This window comes from Lelliottia nimipressuralis, assembly GCF_004115925.1.
Taxonomy (GTDB): domain Bacteria; phylum Pseudomonadota; class Gammaproteobacteria; order Enterobacterales; family Enterobacteriaceae; genus Enterobacter; species Enterobacter nimipressuralis.
The window spans coordinates 143873-164665 of record NZ_SDDX01000005.1 but is presented as its reverse complement, the minus strand read 5'-3'; the positions used below and the strand labels follow the sequence as shown (position 1 = coordinate 164665).

Here is a 20793-nt window from a genome sequence, read left to right as displayed (position 1 = left end):
GCGTTTGCGGGGCTTTTTTCATCCCCTGATGCGCGTCGCCCGACGCAGCCGCAATCCAAAGACATTGATGTACAGCCCGGCCATGATCAGCACCGCGCCGATCAGTTGCAGCATCGTCAGTTTTTCGCCCAGCAGAACTGCCGCACTCGCCAGCCCGACCACCGGCACCAGCAGCGACAACGGCGCCACGCGCCAGGTTTCATAACGCCCGAGCAGCGTTCCCCAGATGCCATACCCGACAATCGTCGCGACGAAAGCCAGATACACCAGCGACAAAATGGTGATGAGATCGATCTCAATCAGGCTTTTCAGCATCAGCGCCGGGCCGTCAAACATCAGCGACGCCACCATAAACGGAATGACCGGGATCAGCGCGCTCCAGACCACCAGCGACATCACCGCCGGGCGCGCCTCGTGCTGCATGATCAGCTTGTTGAAGATATTTCCGCACGCCCAGCTCAGCCCTGCGGCCAGTGTGAGCATAAAGCCCAGCATCGCCACATGCTGACCGTTCAGGCTCGCTTCGGCGAGCACCAGCACGCCAAATACCGCAAGCGTAATCCCCGCCAGCTGTTTGCCCTGAAAACGCTCACCAAAGACAAACGCGCCTAGAATGATGGTGAAGAAAGCCTGCGCCTGTAACACCAGCGACGCCAGCCCGGCTGGCATCCCAAACTTGATGGCGCAAAACAGAAAGGCAAACTGACCAAAGCTGATGGTCAGGCCGTAACCGAGCAGCAGACGAAACGGGATCTTTGGACGGGCGACAAAAAACAGCGCCGGGAAGGCCACCAGTAAAAAGCGCAAACCGGCGAGCATCAGCGGAGGCATATTGTGCAGCCCCACTTTAATCACCACAAAATTCAGTCCCCATACCACGACCACCAGCAACGCCAGCAGTCCGTCTTTGCGCGTCATACCCTGCCCCTGATTTATTAAATTTTTGTAAACAGATTCAAGGTAACGAAAAAAGCGAGTGAGGAAAAGATCATTAATTCTGGCAGTCAGACAAAGCACTTACGGAAAAATTGGGTGGTATACAACTCCCCTTATGGCGTGATAATCATTGAGACATAAAAAAAGCATAAGCATATGTCGGGCAGGAAAATGAAATCATCACTCAGGCGCTCAACCGCAGCGTTGTTGGCATCGTCATTACTATTAACCATCGGTCGGGGGGCCACGCTGCCCTTTATGACCATCTACCTCACGCGCGTTTACCAGATGAGCGTGGCGAATATCGGCTATGCCCTGACCATCGCCCTGACCATTGGCGTGGTGTTCAGCATGGGGTTTGGCATCCTGGCGGATAAGTTCGATAAAAAGCGCTATATGCTGCTGTCGATTCTGGCGTTTATCGCCGGTTTCGTGGCCATTCCGCTGGTGAATAATGTCACCCTGGTGGTGCTGTTCTTCGCGGTGATTAACTGCGCGTACTCTGTGTTCTCAACCGTACTCAAAGCCTGGTTTGCAGATGTACTGACGCCTGGCGAGAAAGCGCGCGTCTTCTCTCTCAACTACAGTTTCCTGAATATCGGCTGGACGGTCGGGCCGCCGATTGGCACGCTGCTGGTGATGTACAGCCTGCAACTGCCGTTCTGGCTGGCGGCTTTCTGCGCCGCGCTGCCGCTGGTGTTTATTCAGGTGTATGTGCAAAAGAGCATTGCGGCAGACAGTGACAACGTCACCGTTCCGTGGCAACCCTCGGTGCTGCTTCGCGACCGGGCGCTGTTCTGGTATACGCTCTCTGGTCTGCTGGCCTCTTACGTCGGCGGCTCGTTCGCCAGCTGTATCTCCCAGTATGTGCTGGCGGCGGATTACACCAGTGAATTCGCAGAAAAAGTGGTCGCCGTGGTGCTGCCTGCCAACGCCGCGATGGTGGTCTCTCTGCAATATTTTATCGGTCGCAGGCTGAAGGCCAGCAATATTCGTCCGCTGATGGCGCTCGGGACACTCTTCTTCCTGCTCGGGCTGGGCGGGTTTATGCTCTCGGGCACCAATTTGATCTATTGGGGAATTGCCTCGGCGGTGTTTACCATCGGCGAGATTATCTATGCACCGGGTGAATATCTGCTGATCGATAACATCGCGCCGCCAGGGATGAAAGCGAGCTACTTCTCGGCGCAGGCGCTAGGCTGGCTGGGCGCGGCGGCGAACCCGATGATTACCGGGCTTATTCTGACCCACCTGCCGCACTGGTCGCTGTTTGTGATTATGATGGTCGCGATTGTGGTGGCCTGGCTGATGATCCTGCGCGGGATGAGCGTGAAGCCCTGGGCTGAGCGAGTGGAAACGGCGTAGCGTGTTGCCGGGCAGCGTTTTGTGTGCCCGGCGTTTAACAGCATGTCTTGCAGGAACCTTAATGGTGCAACATCTCCTCCACCACCTGCTTTTTAAACATCTCATTCGGATAATAGGTCGGCCAGTTATCCATCTCTTTCAGCAGCGCCTCATGGGAGGTATTGCCCATAAAGAGATGGAAATGCGCCGAGGCACGCGGGCCGATAGTGTGGTCGCTGAACTGCACAAATTTTGGTGCTTTAGAGCTGGCGTCTTTACACTCAAACAGGTAACGCACGCCCTTCTTGCCTGACGCGTAGGTCAGGATCTTGAACCCGCTGTAGTCATAATGACAACTCGCCACCGTATTGCCGGTGTGGAACTCCATCACGTTATTTTCAATGCCGATGGTGTCTACGTCCGTGGCGTATCCTTTGCGATAGTAGGCTTTCACCTCGTCAAAGGATTTGCTTCCCTCTTTTTCCGCTTTCTTTTTAAAAACCGGATCCAGTGAACCGTCAACCAGGAAAGGATAAACGGACTGCCAGGTACCGTCCCAGTCGGAGAGCTTGCGGTCTTTAACGTCTTTATCCTCGAATACCCCGTTCGCCGCTTGTTGTTCCGCTTCGGTCATCTGGTGACCGTGCGAGTGGGCAAACAGATGGCCGCTGACCAGCAGCGCCCCCAGAGTCATTGCAAATTTTCCAATATGTGCTGCCAAAACGCGATCCTCACTCCATGTTATGAGAATGCGAATGTTATAATATAACATCTCAAAAAACAATAACCCTCAGATCGCCACTAAGCCTCGAACGCCCTCCTGCTCCATGTTTTCTCCACGCCCGCGCTGAATGATGCTTCCGCGCGACATCAGCAGATAGTTATCCGCCAGTTCCGCGGCAAAATCATAGAACTGCTCCACCAGTAAAATCGCCATATCGCCCCGGCTGGCGAGCTGGCGGATCACCACGCCAATCTCTTTAATCACTGACGGCTGAATGCCTTCTGTTGGCTCATCGAGGATCAGCAGCTGCGGACGGCTTGCCAGCGCGCGGCCAATTGCCAATTGCTGCTGTTGCCCGCCAGAGAGATCGCCCCCGCGACGGTGCTTCATCTCTTTGAGCACCGGAAACAGCTGCCAGATATCCTCCGGGACGCTTTTCGCCTCGCGCGCGGAGAAACGAGACATCCCCAGCAGCAGGTTTTCTTCCACCGACAGACGCGGAAAAATCTCACGCCCCTGCGGCACGTACGCCACGCCAGACTGCACGCGATGGTGCGGCCTGGCGTGAGTGATGGTTTTGCCCTGCCAGACAATCTCCCCGCTACGCGCCGGAATCAGCCCCATCAGGCATTTGAGTAAGGTTGTTTTTCCCACGCCGTTGCGCCCGAGCAAGCAGGTGACCTCCCCGCCGGGCGCATCAAAACTCACGCCGCGTAAAATGTGGCTGCCGCCGTAATATTGATTCAGTTCGTTAACCTGTAGCATGACGGCTCCTTTAGCGTCCCAGATAGACTTCAATCACCTGCTCGTTGGCCTGCACCTCGCGCAGCGAGCCTTCCGCCAGCACTCGCCCCTGATGCAGAACGGTGACGTGATCGGCGATGGTTTCAACAAAGCCCATGTCGTGCTCGACCACCATCAGGGAGTGCTTTCCGGCAAGCGTGCGAAACAGCTCTGCCGAATATTCGGTTTCTGCATCCGTCATCCCGGCGGCAGGCTCATCGAGCAGCAGCAAATGCGGCTCCTGTACCAGCAGCATGCCGATTTCCAGAAACTGCTTTTGCCCGTGAGAGAGCATCCCGGCGCGCCGGTCGCGCTCGGCGCTCAGGCGCAGCAGCGTTAACATCTCGTGGATACGGTCGCTCTGCTCTGACGTCAAACGCGCGCGCAGACTGGCCCACACGGATTTGTCGCCCTTCATCGCCAGCTCCAGATTTTCCCACACCGTCAGGGCTTCGAATACGGTCGGTTTCTGGAATTTGCGCCCGATCCCCTGGCGTGCAATCGCCGCCGGATCGAGACCCGTTAAATCTATCGACTGATCGTAAATCGCCCGCCCGCTTTGTGGCCGCGTTTTGCCTGTAATCACGTCCATCAGCGTGGTTTTCCCCGCGCCGTTCGGCCCAATGACGCAACGCAATTCACCCACGCCAATGTTGAGCGACAGATCCGTCAGCGCCTGAAAACCGTCGAAATTGACGTTAATCGACTCCAGCTGGAGCACCGGGTCGGTCTGATCGCGAAAGCGGTCGCCGGGCAACTGCCGGGTAAAGAGTCCTTCGGCTGGCTGCATTATTTCTCTCCCTTACGAAAAAGCCCGTAGACGCCGCGCGGTAAAAAGAGCGTGACGGCGATAAAAATTCCGCCGAGAAACAGCTGCCAGTATTCCGGCATCGCCACGGTGAAATAGCTTTTCGCACCGTTGACCAGCGCCGCGCCAATCACCGGGCCGACCAGCGTTCCTCGCCCACCGAGAGCCACCCAAATCGCGGCTTCAATGGAGTTAGTTGGCGACATTTCGCCGGGATTGATAATCCCCACCTGCGGGACGTACAGCGCCCCGGCCAGCCCACACAGTACCGCCGAAAGCGTCCAGACCAGCAGTTTGAAACCACGCGGATCGTAGCCGCAAAACGTCAAGCGGTTTTCCGCATCGCGCACCGCCGTCAGGATGCGACCAAATTTGCTTTTCGCCAGCGCAAAACCGATGGCAAGCGAGGCCACCAGCAGGACAACGGTCGCCAGAAACAGGGCGATACGCGTGGTGGTTGCCGTCACCGAAAAGCCCAGCAGCGTGGTAAACCCGGTAAAGCCGTTGTTGCCGCCAAAGCCGGTTTCATTGCGAAAGAACAGGAGCATGCCCGCGTAGGTCAGCGCCTGGGTCATGATCGAAAAATAGACCCCTTTGATTTTTGAGCGAAAGGCAAACCAGCCGAAGATCAGCGCCAGCAGGCCGGGGATCATCACCACCAGCAGCATCGCCCAGGCAAAATGCTGTGTGCCCCACCAGAACCACGGCAGTTCGCTCCAGGAGAGAAACGACATAAACGCCGGGAGGCTTTCGCCCGACGCCTGACGCATCAGGTACATCCCCATCGCATACCCGCCGAGAGCAAAGAAAATACCGTGCCCCAGAGAGAGCATTCCGGCATAACCCCAGACCAGGTCGAGGGCGACGGCAACGATCGCATAGCAGAGGATCTTCCCGACAAGCGTCAGCATCCAGGTGGAAACTGACAGCGGATGGCTGGCCGGCAGCAGCGCCAGAAACGGCAGGACCAGCAAAATGGCAAGTATCAGGCTGCCAAAAAGCGGGATAAAGCGTGGCGCTTTTCGCGCCAGGGTTAACGTCAGCGGCTGGCTCATCAGTCTGTCACCCTCCCTTTAAGTGCAAACAACCCCTGAGGACGCTTCTGAATAAACAGAATGATCGCCACCAGAATCAGGATTTTGCCGAGCACGGCACCCATTTGCGGTTCAAGAATTTTGTTGAAGATCCCGAGGCCAAATGCCGCGGCCACGCTGCCTGCCAGCTGGCCGACACCGCCCAGCACCACCACGAGGAACGAATCGATGATGTAACCCTGCCCGAGTTCCGGCCCGACGTTACCGAGCTGCGACAGCGCCACGCCTCCCAATCCCGCGATCCCCGATCCCAGTCCAAACGCCAGCATATCGACGCGCCCGGTCGGCACGCCGCAGCAGGCGGCCATACTGCGGTTTTGCGTCACCGCCCGTACGTTTAGCCCCAGGCGGGTTTTGTTGAGGATAAGCCAGGTGAAGAACAGGACCAGCAGCACAAATCCCAGCACCACCAGACGGTTCCACGGCAAAATTAGATTGGCAAACACCTGCACGCCCCCCGACAGCCACGCCGGGTTAGCCACTTCCAGGTTCTGCGCGCCAAAGGTCATGCGCACAATCTGGATAATCATCAGGCTGATGCCCCAGGTCGCGAGCAGCGTTTCCAGCGGTCGACCGTAGAGATGGCGAATAATCGTGCGCTCCAGCGCCATACCGATACCGGCAGTCACCAGGAAGGCTACCGGCAGCGCCACCACCGGATAAAATGCCAGCCACTGGGGCATAAACTGCGCCATCATTTGCTGAACCATCCACGTACAGTAGGCGCCCAGCATCAGCATTTCGCCGTGCGCCATATTGATCACCCCCAGCAAGCCGTAGGTGATCGCAAGTCCCAGCGCCGCCAGCAGCAGTACGGACCCCAGCGACAACCCCATAAAGGCCTGCCCCAGCAGATCGCTTATCAGCAGACGATGCTGTATTTTGCTCAGGCTGTTTTCCGCCGCCTCGCGCACGCGGGCGTCGGGTTCCGTTTGGGGCTGGGTATAAGGCAACAGACGGGTCTGGGTTTCCGGATTGGCTGAGTGCCCCAGCAGCTCAACCGCCTGCAAACGCACCTCCGCCTGCGGGCTGACCAGCTGGAGATTTGCCAGCGCCACTTCCAGCGCCTGATGCACGCCGTCATCCTTCTCGACGAGCAGACGTTGCTGCAACATGTTCAACATGTCCGGCGTGGCATCGCGCTGCAACTGAAGCGCGGCACGCGCCCTTTGCGTGACGTTGTCACTGGCGAGCAGGTGTGTGGACAGCGCCGTCGAGGCCAACACCCGCAGGCGGTTGGTCAGACGGACCGCTTTCGGCTCACCCGCCACCGTCGACGCATCACCCAGCGCGACCATCTCGCCGTTGACGCGAGCAAAAGCGTGCTTCTGCCCGTCAGCAAACAGGTTCTCTTTCTGCAAGGCCTGCAACAGCGGCAGGCGTTTGACATCCGGCGCGACGGCCCAGTGTTCCAGCAGTGCAGTTTGCTGGCTGCGGCTTGCGGCGACAAAGTTGTCCGCATCCGACGCCTGCGCCATCCCTGGCAGCAGACCGGCAAGCCAGACTATTGCGACGAACATTCGCATTACGCTCATGGCTTTTCTCCGTGCGAGTAGGCTTAGTTACTGGCGGTTTTCATCGGCTGGTCGGGCTTTTTATCATTGCCCTGAATGAACGGGCTCCACGGCTGAGCGCGGACGGTTTTATCGGTCTGCCAGACGACGTTGAACTGGCCATCGCCTTCGATTTCGCCAATCATCACCGGCTTATGCAGATGGTGGTTGGTTTCATCCATGGTCAGCGTAAAGCCCGACGGCGCTTTGAAGGATTGCCCGGCCATGGCGGCACGCACTTTGTCCACGTCGGTGGTTCCGGCTTTCTCCACGGCCTGCGCCCACATATGAATGCCCACGTAGGTGGCTTCCATCGGATCGTTAGTCACTACCGTATCGGCGTTCGGCAGTTTGTGCGCTTTGGCGTAGGCTTTATACGCAGCGACGAACGTCTGGTTGGTCGGGTTATCGACAGACTCGAAGTAGTTCCAGGCGGCGAGGTTACCCACCAGCGGTTTAGCGTCGATGCCGCGCAGCTCCTCTTCTCCCACGGAGAACGCCACCACCGGCACATCCGTCGCTTTCACGCCCTGGTTTGCCAACTCTTTATAGAATGGAACGTTGGAGTCGCCGTTGATGGTGGAGACCACCGCCGTTTTGCCGCCAGCGGAGAATTTCTTGATATTGGCAACGATAGTCTGGTAATCGCTGTGACCAAACGGGGTGTAGACCTCTTCAATGTCTTTATCCTGAACCCCTTTGGAATGCAGGAAAGCGCGCAGGATTTTGTTGGTAGTGCGTGGGTAAACGTAGTCGGTCCCCAGCAGGAAGAAGCGTTTGGCACTCCCGCCATCCTCACCCATCAGATACTCGACTGCCGGAATGGCCTGCTGGTTGGGTGCCGCACCGGTATAAAACACGTTTGGCGACATCTCTTCGCCCTCATACTGCACCGGATAGAACAGCAGCCCGTTCAGCTCCTCGAAGACCGGTAATACCGATTTGCGCGATACAGAAGTCCAGCAGCCAAAGACCGCTGCGACTTTATCCTGGCTTAACAGCTGACGCGCTTTTTCCGCAAACAGCGGCCAGTTCGAGGCCGGGTCTACCACCACCGGTTCGAGCTTTTTACCCAGCACGCCGCCTTTGGCGTTAATTTCATCAATGGTCATCAGCGCCACGTCTTTCAGCGGCGTCTCTGAGATCGCCATCGTGCCGGAGAGCGAGTGCATGATCCCGATTTTAATCGTATCGGCAGCCTGCACGCCGAAACTCATCCCCATTGCGACAACGGAAGCAGACAGTGCGAAAGCTTTGATTAAGGTACGACGGTGCATATTTTCACTCCTGAAAAACAAGCTGTGCGAAAACGTCCGGTACTATCTGGACGCAGAATCAAACGTGTCATTTTCAGGAGAGCAAAAAGGATGCCAGGATGGAAAATCGCGGAATTTCAGGGGGGTAAAGGCAGTAAACGGCGGGAAACGACTCAGAATGGCACAGCGCTGCATTAATAAAGTGCAACGCTGTGCCCGAAGAATTACCAGACTTCGTCAGCGATCTGCGTCACCAGACGCACTTTGTCCCACTGCTGGGTTTCCGTCAGGGTGTTGCCCTCTTCGGTCGAGGCAAAACCGCACTGCGGGCTGAGGCAAATCTGCTCTTTTGCCACGTATTGCGCCGCCTCTTCCAGCCGCGCTTTTACCCCTTCCGGGTTTTCCAGTTCGCCATTTTTGGTGGTGATCAGGCCCAACACCACCTGCTGTTTGCCGGGACGAACAAAGCGTAACGGCGCGAAATCACCGCTGCGGTCGTTGTCATATTCGAGGAAGAACGCGTCCACGTTGACCGAACCAAACAGCACTTCGGCCACCGGCTCATAACCGCCTTCGGAGATCCAGGTGGAGCGGAAATTGCCGCGACAGACATGCAGACCGATGGTCAGATCGTCTGGTTTGCCTTCCAGCGCTTTGTTCAGCACGCGGGCATAGGTACGGGCCAGCTGATCCGCATCGTCCCCGCGCGCTTTGATCTGGCGGCGCTGATCGTCAGAACAGAGATAGGCCCAGACCGTGTCGTCCAGCTGCAGATACCGGCAGCCCGCTTCGTAAAACGCATGGATCGCATCACGCCAGGTGGTCGCCAGATCGTCGAAATAGGCGTCCAGTTCCGGGTAAACCGTCGCGTCGATATCTTTACGCCCGCCACGGAAATGCAGCACGCTCGGGCTTGGAATGGTCATTTTCGGCTGGGCGTTGCCGCTGATGCTTTTCAGATAGCGGAAATCTTCCAGCATCGGATGGTCGCCAAAGCCCAGTTTGCCGGTAACACGCACGCCGTGGGCCTTGGTCTGCACGCCGTTAAACTGGATACCCTGGTTTGAATCGTAGCGTTCCACGCCCTGTAAACCGTCGAAGAAATCAAAGTGCCACCAGGCGCGACGAAACTCACCGTCCGTCACCACGTGCAGGCCGCAGGCGCACTGCTGCTCCACCACCTGACGGATGGCGTCGTTTTCAACGGCACGCAGCTGACCGGCGTCAATTTCACCGCTGGCGAATTTCGCTCGCGCCTCTTTAATCGCATCGGGACGTAAAAAACTGCCTACCACATCGGCACGGTACGGGGCGTGTTGTCGTTGCATGATTCTCTCCTTTGCTGCCAGCATTTGATTGCCAACAGTGATAATTCAGTAATTGAACTTTTAGACTTCTGGATGGCTATATGTCCAAAAAGATGTCATAACCCCTGCGTTGCAGCAAACGAGAAAATTTCATGGCAGATGAATTTTTTTCATCTTCGGGTCAATCATCCGTGGCAAAGGCGTAGTTTTCATCTTCCCAACCTGTAATGCCGCCGATCATGATTTTGACCGGCAAGCCGAGACGGGAAAGCTTCAGCGCCGCCCGGTCTGCGCCGTTGCAGTGCGGTCCGGCGCAGTAGACCACAAACAGGGTATCCTGCGGCCACTGCGCCATGGTTTCGGCGTTCATCGCCGACCAGGGCAAATGGATCGCCCCAGGCAGATGACGGCGGGCAAATTGCTCCGGGCGGCCCACGACGTGCAGCAATACAAAGTCCTGCTGATGATTGGCTATGGCGTGGTGCACGTCGGCGCAGTCCGTTTCTACGCTCAGACGGCGCAGGAAATGGGCGACAGACTCTTGCGGGTCGGCGGCGGGAAACTCAGTGACATAACTCATGGTACTTTCTCCTGTATGGCGTTTGTGTTAACAGTACGTTATCCAAAAATTGAGTCAGTGAATGCCTGCGGTTATGCCAGAAAACAGCAAAATGATGACAAACTTACGACAGGTCCCGCGCCCGCGGGTGGTTGCCCTGGCGTACGACGGCCTGTGTACTTTCGAGTTTGGCGTGGCGGTCGAGATTTTCGGCCTGCCGCGCCCGGAAATGGGCGATGACTGGTATCGGTTTAGCGTGGCTTCCGTGGAGCAAGGCGAGCTGCGGGCTACGGGCGGGATCAGAATGGTGGCTGACGGTGATTTAACACTTCTGGAACAGGCAGACCTGATTATCGTTCCCGGCTGGCGCGGTGTAGAGGAAACCGTTCCGCCCGCACTGTGCGAGGCGCTTCGCCATGCCCACGCGCGTGGCTGCCATCTGCTCTCAATCTGTTCCGGCGTGTTCGTGCTGGCCGCAGCGGGCGTGCTTGACGGGCGAAAAGCCACCACGCACTGGCGCTATACAGAGACACTGAAAACGCGCTTTCCGGCAATTGAGGTGATTGAAGATGTGCTTTACCAGGACGAAGGGATAGTTCTCACCTCGGCGGGCAGCGCCGCCGGAATCGATCTGTGCCTGCACGTCGTCCGGCGTGATTATGGCATGGACGCAGCGAACCGTGTGGCGCACCGTCTGGTGATTCAGCCACATCGCGATGGCGCACAAACGCAGCAGGTGAGTCGTCCTGTCGCGGTATTGCGGGAGAGCCAGCGATTCGGGCAGCTGTTTGATTTTCTGCATCAGCAGCTGACGGTGAACCACAGTGTGAGTTCGCTGGCGCGTCGTGTGGGAATGAGTGAGCGGACCTTTCTGCGCCGTTTTGCTAATGCCACAGGAACCACGCCCGCGCGCTGGCTACTGAACGAACGGCTGCTGCGGGCAAAGGAGTTTCTGGAAAATAGCCGCTTAAGTATCGACAGCATCGCAGAACAAACCGGGTTCGGCCATTCCGCCACCCTGCGCCACCATTTTCGCCAGCAGTATGATCTTTCGCCTGCGCAATACCGAAAACAGTATTTAGCCCGTCAGTGTCATGCCGATATTCGCTGAATTTAACGCAAAAAAAACCGCCATAATCTGGCGGTAAATGCTTGCATGGATAGATTTGTATTTTGGTATCTACGTCCGGTATTCCATAACCGGTAGCGGATCGCATAATAAACTACCATTCATTTCATAAACGAATATTAAACAAACGCCATCCGGCATTATCACGACTGGACATTATTCGCTGCTGTACTAATTTGCAGATATTTCATCAGCCCCTGACTGGCGCTTTGAATGGCGTTATCGTTAACCGCTTCAAGGTAAAATGCGCGTGATACGGCATAGGGCGCCTCTTCAGCAGGATAGACGTCATATTCGAAGTTTTTGCTTTTCGCTACGTTGTGGCACTCAAGATGCCACTGCTGGCCCTTCACCTGCGTGCTGTTACAGGATACGCGGCCATAGTCACTGGTGAGATAAGAGCTGACTCGGGTTTCAGCGGCTTGCAGATAATCGGGTTTATCGTGGAAGTGCGCGTAACCCATATAGGCAGCGCCAACAATTGCGACAGCAATACCGATGGCGGAAAGAGAGGATGCTTTTGTCATTTGATCGACCTGGTCCATAGTCAAAAGCTTATTATATCGGAATCCTCCCAATCTTCTAGCGCCTATTATTTGCAGGTTCTTCAACACGCTGAAATTCCCTTAAAAATGCTGGGTCCATTATTGGACTTGATACAAATTTGGCGCTAAAAAACTGACAAATTCTTTTCGTTAGTTTGAATATCCGAATAATAACCCGACGCAACTATTGGCATAGTAGCCGCAAATATTACGCGGTGGTGATGAAATGGTTAAAACGTGTTTATCAATCGTACTGCTGACCTGCGCGTTGTTTTCGGGTCAGTTAATGGCGGGGCATAAAGGGCATGAATACCTGTTGGTACAGAATGCCGACCATCAGTTGCGTCATAGCGCGGACAGCGACGAACTACGGTATGTGGCGGAGGAGTCTGCGGAGGGTTTGCGCGAGCACCATCACTGGCAAAAATCGCGCAAACCGGAGACCCATTTTCGCTGATTAAACCCCTTTACGCTTCGGCAGGGTTTTCATCAGATCTTCCGGGCTGACAGATGCCACCACGCTACCCGGCTGTGGCATCTTGAAGATGTGATTTTTCATCTTACCAATAACGTGCATTTCACACGGACGGCAGTCAAATTTCAGCGTTAACACTTCGTCACCGTTCACCAGTTGCATCGGCGTTGCTTTCCAGCTTTTGATGCTGCCTTTCGCCTGTTTCGGACACAGGTTAAAGGCGAAGCGCAGGCAGTGTTTGGTGATCATCACCGGCACATCGCCCTTCTCTTCATGCGCTTCATAGGCCGCGTCGATCAGCTGCACGCCATAGCGATGATAGAACGCCCGCGCTTTGTGGTTGTAGACGTTAGCAAGGAACGACAGGTGGGTGTCCGGATAGACCGGCGCAGGCACGGAAACCGCTTTACGGCTGCCGCGCGGATAGTTTGCCAGACGCGCGTCATCCAGCATCTCTGCCGTTTCGCGACGGAACGCGTTCAACAGGCTGTTCGGAACAAACAGCGCGGAGGGCAGGTTCACCTGAATATCGCGCGCGTAGTAGATTGTCTGCCCGAGTTTCGCCACGCCCTCTTTCAGGCTGTTCAACGCTTTTTCGGCATTATTCGCCTCTTCAAACTGACCGTCCAGTGTATGGGTGACGCTCACGCCATCTTCGCTGGTCATGGTCAGGATCAGCTGCTCTTCCCAGCCGCCCAGTTCGATATCCACGGCGATGCGACGTTCGCTGGAGGTTTTCAGCAGCGCCTGTTGCCAGTTGTGGTCCAGGTTGCGATTGAGCGCCGCATTCGGACGCGCTTTATAGAGATCGGCAGGCATTTCATTTGGCCACACGCGATACTGATTTTCGCCGGTTTTCTCCACTGTATTAGCGCGGAAACCGACAATTTCACGTTTGATCATCACATTCAGACCGTCGCCGTTGGCGAGCGTCTCGGTCACTTTCACGTCGAGATGGTCTTTCGCGACTTTTAGCACTTCTCCCACCGGCAGACCGATAAACTTCGGTGAATCGAACGCGCCGATATCGCCTTTTCGCGCATTCACAAAGTAGTCGGTGCTGCCACGGTGGAAGGTTTTATCCGTCGACGGAATAAAGAAATGCTCGGTACGCCCGGCAGACGCGCGCGCCAGATCGCCGCGATCCTCAATGATGGCATCCAGCATCTGGCGGTAGTGCGCGGTGATATTTTTCACGTAGCTCATGTCTTTGTAGCGCCCTTCAATTTTGAAGGAGCGCACGCCTGCGTCGATCAGCGCCGCCAGGTTGGCGGTCTGGTCGTTGTCTTTCATCGACAGGAGGTGTTTTTCGAACGCCACTACGCGCCCCTGATCGTCTTTCAGGGTGTACGGCAGACGGCACGCCTGAGAGCAGTCGCCGCGGTTCGCGCTGCGCCCGGTCTGCGCATGGGAAATGTTGCACTGGCCGGAATAGGCCACGCACAGCGCGCCGTGAATGAAGAATTCGATGGTGGCGTCGGTGGCCTGGTGGATATCGCGGATCTGGTTCAGATTCAGTTCGCGCGCCAGCACGATCTGGGTAAAACCGACGTCAGAGAGAAACTTCGCTTTTTCAACCGTGCGGATATCGCATTGGGTGCTGGCATGCAATTCAATCGGCGGTATGTCCAGCTCAAGCACGCCCATGTCCTGCACGATCAGGGCATCAACGCCGGTCTGGTACAGATCGGTAATCAGACGCTGGGCAGGCTCAAGTTCATCATCATGAAGAATGGTGTTCAGGGTCACGAACACTTTGGCACCGAAACGGTGGGCAAACGGCACCAGCTCGGCGATATCGCGCAGGCTGTTGCTGGCATTATGGCGAGCGCCAAAGCCCGGGCCGCCAATATAGACCGCGTCCGCACCGTGCAGGATCGCCTCACGCGCGATGGAGGCGTCACGGGCCGGGCTTAAGAGTTCAAGATAATGGGATTGCAGGCGCATACTTCGTCGTTATCCGTTATGGTCAAAATGGCGGCTATTGTAGTCAGAAGTCTACGACAGCGAAACCGTTTTGCGTACCTTTAGCGGGGATAATGTATCAACGAATGAAAGTGCACGGTCTGCCCGCTGCTGTTGCGGTAGGCATGGGGTTTATCGCCCGCAAAACGCACGCCGGAATCGGGTAAAATCGTGCGCCAGACACCGTCGAGACACATCTCCAGTTCGCCACTGATCACCACCACATGTTCAATCACACCCGCTTCGTGCGGCGTCGATTCACTGAGTGCGCCCGGCGCCAGGGTAATCGAAAAGTGGTCAAACTTAAGTGTCTCGTCCCACGGGAAAAGCGGCTTGACCACCATCGCCTGCTGCTGCGGGTCAAAGACGGGCTGCGAGTGCGTTTCCGGTGTAATAAAGGCGGAGAAAGGGACGTTCAGGCCGGTGGCGATTTTCCACAGGGTCGAAACCGTCGGGCTGGACTCGTTGCGCTCGATTTGCCCGAGCATCGCTTTCGACACGCCTGTCTCGTCCGCCAGCTTCGACAGACTCCAGCCACGCGCCTGACGCTCGTTTTTCAGCGTTGACGCCAGATGTTGAGTGATATTCATAGATCCTCCCGTTGCCGGGAGTGTACCACTTGTACGCTATAGCGCACAGTGCTACATTCCCACGGACGTTATAACGCACAATGGAGTATTTATGCGCCCTTCCTCCTCACTTTTTCCGGCGGTGCTGGCTGGTTTCGTCGCCGTGCTGGTGGGCTACGCCAGCTCTGCCGCCATCATCTGGCAGGCTGCGGCCGCTGCAGGCGCCACACCCCATCAGATTGCAGGCTGGATGACCGCGCTCGGCATCGGGATGGGGGTAAGCACGCTCGCCCTCTCCCTGTGGTACAAATCGCCGGTGCTTACCGCCTGGTCCACGCCTGGCGCGGCGCTGCTGGCGACCAGCCTGCAGGGCGTCACCCTTGCCGAAACCATCGGCATTTTTATCTTCGCTAACGCGCTAATTCTGCTTTGCGGCGTGACGGGTCTGTTCGCCCGGCTGATGAAAATTATCCCACATACTCTCGCGGCGGCGATGCTCGCAGGTGTGCTGCTGCGCTTTGGCCTGCAGGCGTTCAGTCATCTTGAGGGCCATTTTCTGCTGTGTGGAAGCATGCTGCTGGCGTGGCTTATCGCAAAAGCCTTCGCGCCGCGCTATGCCATTGTCGCCACACTGCTGGTCGGAAGCATGGCTGCCTGGGCGGGAGGTGACGTTGTCACGGATAATCTTGCTTTTCGCGTGGTGCTTCCGGAATTTATCGCGCCGAAGTTTACTTTCACCACGCTCGTTAGCATCGGCCTGCCTTTCTTTCTCGTGACCATGGCGTCGCAAAACGCGCCGGGTTTCGCCACTATGAAAGCCTCCGGATATCCGGTCACGGTTTCGCCGCTGATCATCTTTACCGGCGCACTGGCCCTGCTGTTCTCGCCGTTTGGCGTCTTTTCCATCTGCATCGCGGCGATCACCGCCGCCATTTGTCAAAGCCCGGACGCGCACCCGGACGCCAGCAAGCGCTGGCTGGCCGCGGCGGCGGCAGGCGTGTTTTATCTGCTGGCAGGCATTTTCGGCGGATCGATTACCGCGCTGATGGCGGCGCTGCCGCTCAGTTGGATCCAGACGCTGGCCGGGCTGGCGTTGCTGGGCACCATCAGTGGCAGTCTGTATCAGGCGTTACAGCATGAGGCGGAGCGCGATGCGGCCATCGTCACTTTTCTGGTGACCGCCAGCGGTGTAACACTGCTCGGGATTGGGTCGGCGTTCTGGGGGCTTATCGCGGGTGGGATCTGTTTTGTCGTGTTATCACGCTTTCGCCGCGCGTAGCTGCGAGGGGGTTAATCCGAGGGTCGCTTTAAAGCGATTGCTGAAATGGCTTGCCGAGCTAAACCCGCAGGCCAGCGCGATGTCGGTCAAAGGTTGCTGAGTGAACTGCACCAGATTCTTCGCCTTTTCCATACGCTGCTGCATGACGTACTGATGCGGCGCCATATTCATCGACTGGCGGAACATGCGGGCAAAGTGGTATTCGCTCAACGCCGCTACCGCAGCCAGTTCAGCCAGCGTTAACGCCTGGGAGAGATGGTTATTCACATACTCCAGTACGTTGCGCAGCACGTACGGCGACAGGCCGCCTGTGACGACGGGCAGCTTCCACTGCACGCTGGAATAGTTCTGGATCAAATGGGTCAGCAACAAGGTGCTGGCGGTGCTGAGCGTCAGCTGGTTGGCCTGCTGCTGCCAGTCGCAGCCGAGCAAAAACTGGCGATAAAGCATCGCGATTTTAGGATCGCTGGCGAAGGTTTTTTCATCCAGCGCGATCGCCGCTGGGCTTTTATCCCAGATCTTCTCACCCAGTTCACGCAGGTGCTCGTCAGTGCAGTAGAGATGCACAAAGGATAAATCGTCGCGGATGTCCCAGCTCGACTCGCTCTCTTTTGGCATCAGGCAAAAACGGTCCGGCCCGCCGCCGTTTTTCCAGCCGCTGGCCGTTTTGTGGTAACTCTCGTAGCCGTCCGCCACATACAGGCTCAGGGTGTGGTGGTTACTTTTTACCGTCACCGTATCGTGCTTGTTGTACCACGCCGCCAGCTGGATGCCCGAATTGAGGGCGACCGTCTCCCGCAGCACGGCGTTCTGTTGGCGAAGGGTTTCAAAGGTGTCGTAAGCGTGAGACATAACCGTAACTGGCAAGTAAACAGATCGACAGTCTAAGAAGTGTTGCCCCGCGATACCAGTCATGGGGAAACAAAAAAGCGCAAGAATTTGCAAGTGAGCCGCAAGTGGCTGAAAGCGCGCCGGTTCAGGTCAGGTCAAACTTCACTTTTACCCTTTGATAAGAGAGAACGATGAACGCACTTCTGTATGGGCTGGTGGTAGTGATCTGGGGGACAACCTGGATTGCGATTTTCCTGCAACAAGGACCGGTTGCTGCGCCGGTGTCCATTTTCTGGCGTTTTGCCGTGGCGAGCGCCGCGATGATGCTGGTCCTGCTGGCGCTGGGGCGTCTGCGTAAACTGGCGGTGCGCGATCATCTGTTCTGTATGGTTCAGGGCTGCTGCGTGTTTTGCTTCAACTTCTGGTGTTTTTACACGGCGGCGAAGTTTATCAATACCGGGCTGGAGTCGGTCATTTTCTCGATGGCGGTGCTGTATAACGCCATAAACAGCTTTATTTTCTTCGGCCAGCGACCACCGGCGCGCTTCTGGGCCGCCGCGATCCTCGGGCTGCTCGGCATCATCACCCTCTTCTGGGACGATTTGCTGGCCAGCGGCTGGAGCCACGAACTGCTGCTGGGTATCGGCCTGTCAGCGCTTGGGACTTACGGTTTCTCGCTGGGCAATATGATCAGCCTTCGCCATCAGCGTAACGGTCTGGAAACCATGACCACCAACGCCTGGGCGATGACCTACGGTACGCTGGTGATGGGTGCGATTGCGCTGGTGCGCGGCGACAGCTTTGTCCCCGAGTGGACCATGAGCTACATCGGTGCGCTGCTGTATCTGGCGATCTTCGGTTCTGTGATTGCCTTTGGCGCGTATTTCACCCTCGTCGGTCGCATCGGTGCAGGCAAAGCGGCCTACAGCACCCTGCTGTTCCCGCTGGTCGCGCTGTCGATTTCTACGGTGTATGAGGGCTACGTCTGGCACATGAACGCGGTGGCGGGATTACTGCTGATACTGACGGGGAACCTGGTGATGTTCACCCGACCAGAAACCTGGTTCAGGCGTCTGCGGATGGCATAAAAAAACCGGCGGTGTGAGGCCGCCGGTTTCAGATTATTTTTTGGTGTTGTTCACATCAAACATGGTGGCATCCGTCGCCATGTCATCCACGACCTGTTTCAGCGTCGCCACGGTCATTGGTGAATTTTCGTTACTTAGCTCTTTCCCTTCGCCTTTACGAACCACTTTGATCACCGGTTTACCCGTTGAGGCATCGATCAACTCACCTTCAAAGAAGAGATGGGTGTCCATCGTGCGGTGTCCTGTCGCCATTTGCGTACCCGCTACCACCAGCGCAACCGGCACCACTTCATAGAACTGCAGCCCTTCGCTCTTCGAACTCACACCCGTAATCGCGCCGCGGAAGATCAGACTACGTGGCCCTGGTGTTGTCACCAGCGGTTTCGTCTGGCCAATGGCCGCTTTCAATTTGGTATTGGTGTAGGCCAGCAGATCGTCCAGCACTTTTTGCCCTACCTGAGTAGTTGGTTTAGGCACCGGATAATAGGTGATTGGATTCCAGACAATATTATCGTAATTAGACGGTTTATAGGATGGATCTACCCAGCGCAGCGTCGGTTTGCCCGTTGCTGACGTTGTCTGCTGCAAGCCTGAATAATCTTTCAAAAAGCCCGAATATTGATCGGGTTGCGCCACTTTGGACGCGCAGCCCGCTAAAACCAGCAGGCCAGAGAGCGCTGCAACTTTAAAAAAAGTCTGAGTACGCATGGTTGTGAATCCCTGTTATATGCAGATATGCATATGAAGTTATAGCAAAAGAATCAGGGGTTTGTTGTGACAAAAAGGGTGCTGGCGGCACAATTCAAAAAACAAACTGCCCGGAATAGTCACGGGCAGTGATTTATGGTTATTTAATATCCACTTGCCAGAAGAGGTGTTTACCAAACGGATCGATTTCGTAACCCGTCACCTCTTTTCTCACCGGTTCGAAAATAGTGGAGTGCGCAATCATCACCGCAGGCATTTGATCGTGCATCATCTGCTGCGCCTCTTTGTACAGCGCCACGCGTTTCTCGTGATCGGTTATCGATTTCGCCTCGTTGATGATCTTATCAAACGGCTGATAGCACCATTTCGCCGAGTTCGAGCCGCCGTTGGCGGACGTGCAGGTAAACAGCGGGCCGAAGAAGTTATCCGGGTCGCCCGTCGCCGTGGTCCAGCCCATCAGCGCCGCCTGGTGTTCGCCGCCCTTCACACGCTTAAGGTATTCGCCCCACTCATAGGTGACGATTTTGGCCTGCACGCCGATTTTCGCCCAGTCAGCCTGAATCATTTCGGCCATCCGCCTGGCGTTCGGGTTATACGGGCGCTGCACCGGCATCGCCCACAGCTCGATACTCACGCCGTTGGCAAATCCCGCCTCTTTCAGCAGCGCTTTGGCCTTATCGGGGCTGTAGTCGTAATCCTTCAGCTCGCTGTCGGCGCTCCAGACGCCGGGCGGCAGCAGGTTTTTCGCTGCGGTTCCCGTGCCATGGAACACCGCGTCGATGATCGCCGGTTTGTTGATCGCCATCGCCAGCGCCTGACGCACTTTCACGTTATCCAGCGGCGGCTTTTGGGTGTTAAACGCCAGGAATCCGGTGTTTAGCCCCGCTTTGCTCATCAGGTTGATATCGTTGTTGGCCTTCATGCGCGGCAGATCGGCAGGATTCGGGAATGGCATCACCTGGCATTCGTTTTTCTCGATTTTAGCAAAACGCACGGAGGCGTCCGGCGTGATGCTAAACACCAGTCGGTCGAGTTTTGATTTGCCCTGCCAGTAGTCCGGGAACGCGGTGAAGAGGATGCGCGAATCTTTCTGGTACTGCGTCAGTTTAAACGGCCCGGTGCCTATCGGGTCCATATCCACTTTTTCCGGCGTACCCGCTTTGAGCATCGCGTCGGCGTATTCCGCAGAGAGAATCGAGGCAAAATACCAGGCCAGATCGGCGACAAACGGCGCTTCCGGATGCGCCAGGGTAAAGCGTACGGTGTGGTCGTCCAATTTGTCGATAGCGGTAATCAGGCTGCCGAACTCCAGACTTTCAAAGTTGGAATAGCTGCCGTTGGAGACGTTGTGGTACGGGTGGTTAACGTCTTTCTGCCGCATGAAGGAGAAAATCACATCATCGGCGTTAAAATCGCGCGTCGGTTTATAGAATTTATTGCTCTGGAATTTAACGCCCTTGCGCAGGTGGAAGGTGTAAACCTTGCCGTCCTCGCTGACATCCCAGCTTTCGGCCAGGCTTGGCACCAGCTCCGTCGTGCCGGGTTTAAAATCGACCAGTCGGTTATAGACCGGTACGGCACTGGCATCCACGCTGGTGCCAGAGGTGTATAACTGGGGATTAAAATTCTCCGGCGATCCTTCGGAGCAATACACCAGTGTCTTTGCCGCTACGGCGGAACTTACCGTTAATGCAGCAATTGCCAGGGTTAAGGTTGTCAGTTTGCTATTCATCGCATTTTCCTGTCTTTTTAATTCGACGGCTAATTAATTCTTTTGCCATTGCATAAATACCATTAAAGTGACAATGCAAACACCTGATAATACAAATAAAGAGAGAAT

20 protein-coding genes are annotated in these 20793 nt (G+C 56.2%); 5 read left to right on the top strand and 15 right to left on the bottom strand.

The window, feature by feature from the left end; genetic code table 11:
* Window positions 1-18: 18 nt before the first annotated feature.
* Window positions 19-918 (bottom strand): O-acetylserine/cysteine exporter, encoded by a 900-nt coding sequence (gene eamA / locus ETG88_RS05640; protein WP_129034899.1) that lies wholly within the window; start codon window positions 916-918, stop codon window positions 19-21.
* A 189-nt stretch (window positions 919-1107) separates the two neighbouring features.
* On the opposite strand from eamA, the gene ydeE reads away from it, so the two are divergent.
* Window positions 1108-2301, top strand: coding sequence for an efflux MFS transporter YdeE (gene ydeE / locus ETG88_RS05635; protein WP_123427951.1), 1194 nt, complete (start codon window positions 1108-1110; stop codon window positions 2299-2301).
* Between the two features lie 58 nt (window positions 2302-2359).
* Here ydeE and zinT read toward each other — a convergent pair whose 3' ends face one another.
* The 8 genes from zinT to ETG88_RS05595 all read right to left on the bottom strand — a co-directional run bounded on the left by zinT (window position 2360) and on the right by ETG88_RS05595 (window position 10385).
* On the bottom strand, window positions 2360-3001 hold the full coding sequence (gene zinT, locus ETG88_RS05630) for a metal-binding protein ZinT (RefSeq protein WP_129034898.1): 642 nt from the start codon (window positions 2999-3001) through the stop codon (window positions 2360-2362).
* Between the two features lie 69 nt (window positions 3002-3070).
* The gene (urtE, locus tag ETG88_RS05625) at window positions 3071-3769 is read right to left on the bottom strand and encodes an urea ABC transporter ATP-binding subunit UrtE (RefSeq protein WP_129034897.1); all 699 of its coding nucleotides are present in this window, start codon (window positions 3767-3769) and stop codon (window positions 3071-3073) included.
* A gap of 10 nt (window positions 3770-3779) precedes the next feature.
* Window positions 3780-4577 carry an urea ABC transporter ATP-binding protein UrtD gene (urtD, locus tag ETG88_RS05620; protein WP_107703587.1) on the bottom strand — a complete coding sequence of 266 codons (798 nt, stop codon included), beginning with the start codon at window positions 4575-4577 and terminating at the stop codon, window positions 3780-3782.
* Entirely contained in the window at window positions 4577-5650 is a 1074-nt protein-coding gene (urtC, locus tag ETG88_RS05615) for an urea ABC transporter permease subunit UrtC (RefSeq protein ID WP_123427957.1), read from the bottom strand. Before urtC ends, urtD begins: the two co-directional genes overlap by 1 nt.
* Window positions 5650-7224: an urea ABC transporter permease subunit UrtB gene (gene urtB / locus ETG88_RS05610; protein ID WP_129034896.1), complete on the bottom strand. Its 1575-nt coding sequence runs from the start codon at window positions 7222-7224 to the stop codon at window positions 5650-5652. The genes urtC and urtB overlap by 1 nt, the downstream gene beginning before the upstream one ends.
* 23 nt (window positions 7225-7247) lie before the next feature.
* Window positions 7248-8519 (bottom strand): urea ABC transporter substrate-binding protein, encoded by a 1272-nt coding sequence (gene urtA / locus ETG88_RS05605; RefSeq protein ID WP_100780193.1) that lies wholly within the window; start codon window positions 8517-8519, stop codon window positions 7248-7250.
* Window positions 8520-8722: 203 nt separating this feature from the next.
* Window positions 8723-9826: a cobalamin-independent methionine synthase II family protein gene (locus ETG88_RS05600; protein ID WP_129034895.1), complete on the bottom strand. Its 1104-nt coding sequence runs from the start codon at window positions 9824-9826 to the stop codon at window positions 8723-8725.
* 160 nt (window positions 9827-9986) lie between these two features.
* On the bottom strand, window positions 9987-10385 hold the full coding sequence (locus ETG88_RS05595; RefSeq protein WP_129034894.1) for a rhodanese-like domain-containing protein: 399 nt from the start codon (window positions 10383-10385) through the stop codon (window positions 9987-9989).
* A 73-nt stretch (window positions 10386-10458) separates the two neighbouring features.
* Between ETG88_RS05595 and ftrA the strand changes: the two genes are divergently transcribed.
* Window positions 10459-11475, top strand: a complete 1017-nt coding sequence (gene ftrA, locus ETG88_RS05590) for a transcriptional regulator FtrA (RefSeq protein ID WP_129034922.1) — start codon at window positions 10459-10461, stop codon at window positions 11473-11475.
* 161 nt (window positions 11476-11636) lie between these two features.
* Here the strand turns inward: ftrA and ETG88_RS05585 are convergent, their stop codons facing one another.
* On the bottom strand, window positions 11637-12020 hold the full coding sequence (locus ETG88_RS05585; RefSeq protein ID WP_123428175.1) for a hypothetical protein: 384 nt from the start codon (window positions 12018-12020) through the stop codon (window positions 11637-11639).
* Window positions 12021-12264: 244 nt separating this feature from the next.
* On the opposite strand from ETG88_RS05585, the gene ETG88_RS05580 reads away from it, so the two are divergent.
* Window positions 12265-12495, top strand: a complete 231-nt coding sequence (locus ETG88_RS05580; RefSeq protein ID WP_102103699.1) for a DUF2554 family protein — start codon at window positions 12265-12267, stop codon at window positions 12493-12495.
* On the opposite strand, the gene ETG88_RS05575 is transcribed toward ETG88_RS05580, so the two are convergent.
* Window positions 12496-14460, bottom strand: a complete 1965-nt coding sequence (locus ETG88_RS05575) for a peptidase U32 family protein (RefSeq protein WP_129034893.1) — start codon at window positions 14458-14460, stop codon at window positions 12496-12498.
* Window positions 14461-14540: 80 nt separating this feature from the next.
* Window positions 14541-15068, bottom strand: a complete 528-nt coding sequence (locus ETG88_RS05570; protein ID WP_129034892.1) for a helix-turn-helix domain-containing protein — start codon at window positions 15066-15068, stop codon at window positions 14541-14543.
* Window positions 15069-15159: 91 nt separating this feature from the next.
* Here ETG88_RS05570 and ETG88_RS05565 point away from each other — a divergent pair, with 91 nt between their 5' ends.
* Window positions 15160-16326 (top strand): benzoate/H(+) symporter BenE family transporter, encoded by a 1167-nt coding sequence (locus ETG88_RS05565; RefSeq protein WP_129034891.1) that lies wholly within the window; start codon window positions 15160-15162, stop codon window positions 16324-16326.
* Here ETG88_RS05565 and ETG88_RS05560 read toward each other — a convergent pair.
* Window positions 16306-17178 carry a helix-turn-helix transcriptional regulator gene (locus ETG88_RS05560; protein ID WP_100780200.1) on the bottom strand — a complete coding sequence of 291 codons (873 nt, stop codon included), beginning with the start codon at window positions 17176-17178 and terminating at the stop codon, window positions 16306-16308. The two genes, ETG88_RS05565 and ETG88_RS05560, sit on opposite strands and share 21 nt — an antisense overlap.
* A gap of 170 nt (window positions 17179-17348) precedes the next feature.
* Between ETG88_RS05560 and ETG88_RS05555 the strand changes: the two genes are divergently transcribed.
* Window positions 17349-18245, top strand: a complete 897-nt coding sequence (locus tag ETG88_RS05555) for a DMT family transporter (RefSeq protein WP_107703592.1) — start codon at window positions 17349-17351, stop codon at window positions 18243-18245.
* Between the two features lie 33 nt (window positions 18246-18278).
* Here ETG88_RS05555 and ETG88_RS05550 read toward each other — a convergent pair whose 3' ends face one another.
* Both ETG88_RS05550 and ETG88_RS05545 read right to left on the bottom strand, forming a co-directional pair.
* A complete protein-coding gene (locus ETG88_RS05550) occupies window positions 18279-18953 on the bottom strand; it encodes a DUF3313 domain-containing protein (protein WP_129034890.1) in 675 nt (224 codons plus the stop codon).
* Between the two features lie 139 nt (window positions 18954-19092).
* Entirely contained in the window at window positions 19093-20685 is a 1593-nt protein-coding gene (locus tag ETG88_RS05545; protein WP_129034889.1) for an ABC transporter substrate-binding protein, read from the bottom strand.
* Between the last annotated feature and the right edge of the window lie 108 nt (window positions 20686-20793).